The sequence below is a fragment of the Methanoregula sp. genome (assembly GCF_002835825.1).
GTDB lineage: Archaea > Halobacteriota > Methanomicrobia > Methanomicrobiales > Methanospirillaceae > Methanoregula.
In genome coordinates this window covers 1-2,432 of sequence record NZ_PIZH01000314.1, presented here as the reverse complement: position 1 = coordinate 2,432, position 2,432 = coordinate 1, and the positions used below count along the sequence as shown (strand labels likewise).

At 61.3% G+C, this 2,432-nt stretch carries 2 protein-coding genes and 1 pseudogene; all 3 read left to right on the top strand.

Features of this window, described 5'->3' with window-relative positions; translation table 11 throughout:
* Nucleotides 1–1,440 (top strand): DHH family phosphoesterase (locus CW742_RS10370; protein ID WP_292420088.1); only part of this gene is annotated, 1,440 nt, incomplete at its 5' end.
* 44 nt (nucleotides 1,441–1,484) lie between these two features.
* Complete coding sequence (locus CW742_RS10365) at nucleotides 1,485–2,105, top strand: 6-hydroxymethylpterin diphosphokinase MptE-like protein (RefSeq protein ID WP_292420091.1); 621 nt, start codon at nucleotides 1,485–1,487, stop codon at nucleotides 2,103–2,105.
* Nucleotides 2,102–2,432, top strand: a pseudogene (locus tag CW742_RS10360) (radical SAM protein); the annotation flags it as partial. The gene CW742_RS10365 and the pseudogene CW742_RS10360, both read left to right, overlap by 4 nt.

The window sequence follows — 2,432 nt, the reverse complement described above, 5'->3', positions numbered from 1 at the left end:
CCGGTCAAATACGGGATCTTCGGGTGCGGGACCAACGGGTTCAACATCATCCTTGAACTCTCAAAGGACCATGAACGGGTGATGGTTGTTGACCGGGACGAGTCCCGGGTCCGGAGCCTTAAAGACCAGAAGTTCGAGGCGTACCAGCGCGACATCACCTCGTCCGAGATGCTTGCAGGGCTCCCCCCGGTCGAGATCGCGTTCGTCATGACCGGTGATGGCGACACGAACCTTGCTGCCGTGCTCGCGATAAAAAAGCGGTTCATGTCTGTCCAGGTGGTTGCCCGGGCAACCGATCCGGTGAACGGGCAGAAGCTGACGGCTGCCGGCGCCGAGGTCGTCCTCTACCCGCAGGAGGTCGTGGCCCGGTCCGCGGTCCTCCAGATCAAAAAGCAGCATTCGAGCCGGATCGCCCAGCGGCTCTTCACGATGATCGCCGGCTGGGAGGGGACGCTTGGGATCATCACCCACAAGAACCCGGATCCGGATGCCATCTCCTCCGCCATGGCCCTTGCCGAGATTGCCAGGAAGGCGAACAGCAAGTCCCTTACCACCCGGATCTTCTACGAAGGCAATATCGGCCACCAGGAGAACCGGACCTTCGTCAACCTGCTGGACATCAAGATGGAGCGCCTCACGCCCGACGCGCTCGCGAAGTGCACCTACCTTGCCCTCGTAGACTGCTCGGGCCCCGGTGCCAACAATGACATCCCCCGGGAGACAAAGATCAACATCATCATTGACCACCACAAAGAGGGGAATCACACGACAAGCCAGGGCAGTTTCATCGATATCCGTCCCGGCGTCGGTGCGACCGCAAGCATCATGACCCAGTACCTGCAGGAACTGGATATCCCCGTGGACAAGCGGGTCGCAACTGCCTTGCTCTACGGTATACGGACAGACACAAAGGAGTTCAAGAGGAACGTCACCCCGCAGGACCTGAGTTATGCGGGCTTCCTTTTGCCCCTGACGGACGCGGAACTGCTCGACAAGATCATGTCGCCCTCCATGTCGCAGGAGACCCTCGACGTGATGGGCAAAGCGATCTTTGAAAGGAAGGTCCAGAGCGGGTACCTCTTTGCGAACGTCGGCTACGTCATGAACCGCGACTCCCTCCCGCAGGCAGCCGATCTCCTGATCACGCTCGAGGGTGTAAACACAGCGCTCGTGTACGGGATCACCGACTCCGCGATTGTCATATCGGCCCGCAACCGCGACATCCGGCTCCACATCGGCAATGCCCTTGCGGAGGCGTTCGGGGACATGGGCGATGCCGGCGGTCACCCGAACATGGGGGCGGCCAGCCTGCCGCTGAACTACTTCGGGAAGGTGGAGGATAAGGAGAAACTCCTCGGGATCGTGATCGAGCCGGTCCTCCAGAAGTTCCGGACCCTTGTCGGCCTTGAGAACGAGGGGAAGAAGAACGGCAATCCGTGAGTGTCTCTCCCCATGAAGAAAACCGGCTGAACCGGACGAACTCTATGCACTATTCAGAATGGGAACCCCACTACCGCGAGATCCTCGAATACTTCGGGTTCGACCGGGCAGGAGACGAGGCGGCGGCCCGCATCCTCGCGTCGCTCCTTGACCGCGACAATCTCATCTCGCTTGTCACGATAACGGATGGCAATGAGGTGACGGTCTGCGGGAATGCCCCGTGCCTGAAACAGGATCTTGACAGTGTCCACGGCGTGGTCTTTGCAGCCGATGCCGCCGCGGAAGTGCTGGACGATGCCGGTATCCTGCCGGATGCGGTCTTCACGGACCTCGATGGGGCAACCGACCGGCTCATCGGGATGAACCGGCAGGGAACGATCGTGGTGGTCCATGCCCACGGCGATAACATCCCGCTCCTGAAGCACTGGGTGCCCAGGTTCCCGGGCAGGATCGTGGGGACAACACAGGCTGCTCCCCTGCCGCACGTGCATAACTTCGGGGGCTTCACGGACGGCGACCGGGCCGCCTTTGCGGCGCACGAACTCGGGGCAGCACAGATAGCGCTCGCCGGGTTCGATCTTGACGACAAGGATGTTGACCCCTTAAAACGCGGAAAGCTCTTCTGGGCACGGAAGCTCCTTGCCCTGATCGGGATTACAGCATGACCCGCACCGCGTTCATCCTCGACGGGTATGTGGATGAGCCGGCGTGCCTCGGTGTCCCCCCCTATATTTCGCCCTACATCCGCACCGTGGCAGGTGCGCTCGCATCCCGCGGATATTCGGTCCGGTACCTCACCATCGACCAGCTGCGAAAAGAGCCGCTCCGGGCCGGCGATGTGAACAAGGCTGACCTGCTGGTCATGATCGCGGGGGTCACCGTACCGGGGAAATACCTCGGGGGAACTCCCGCAACGCTTACCGAGATCCAGCAGGTCGGCCACATGGTGAAGGGGCCACAGAAACTGCTCGGGGGGCCTATCGGCTTTGGGT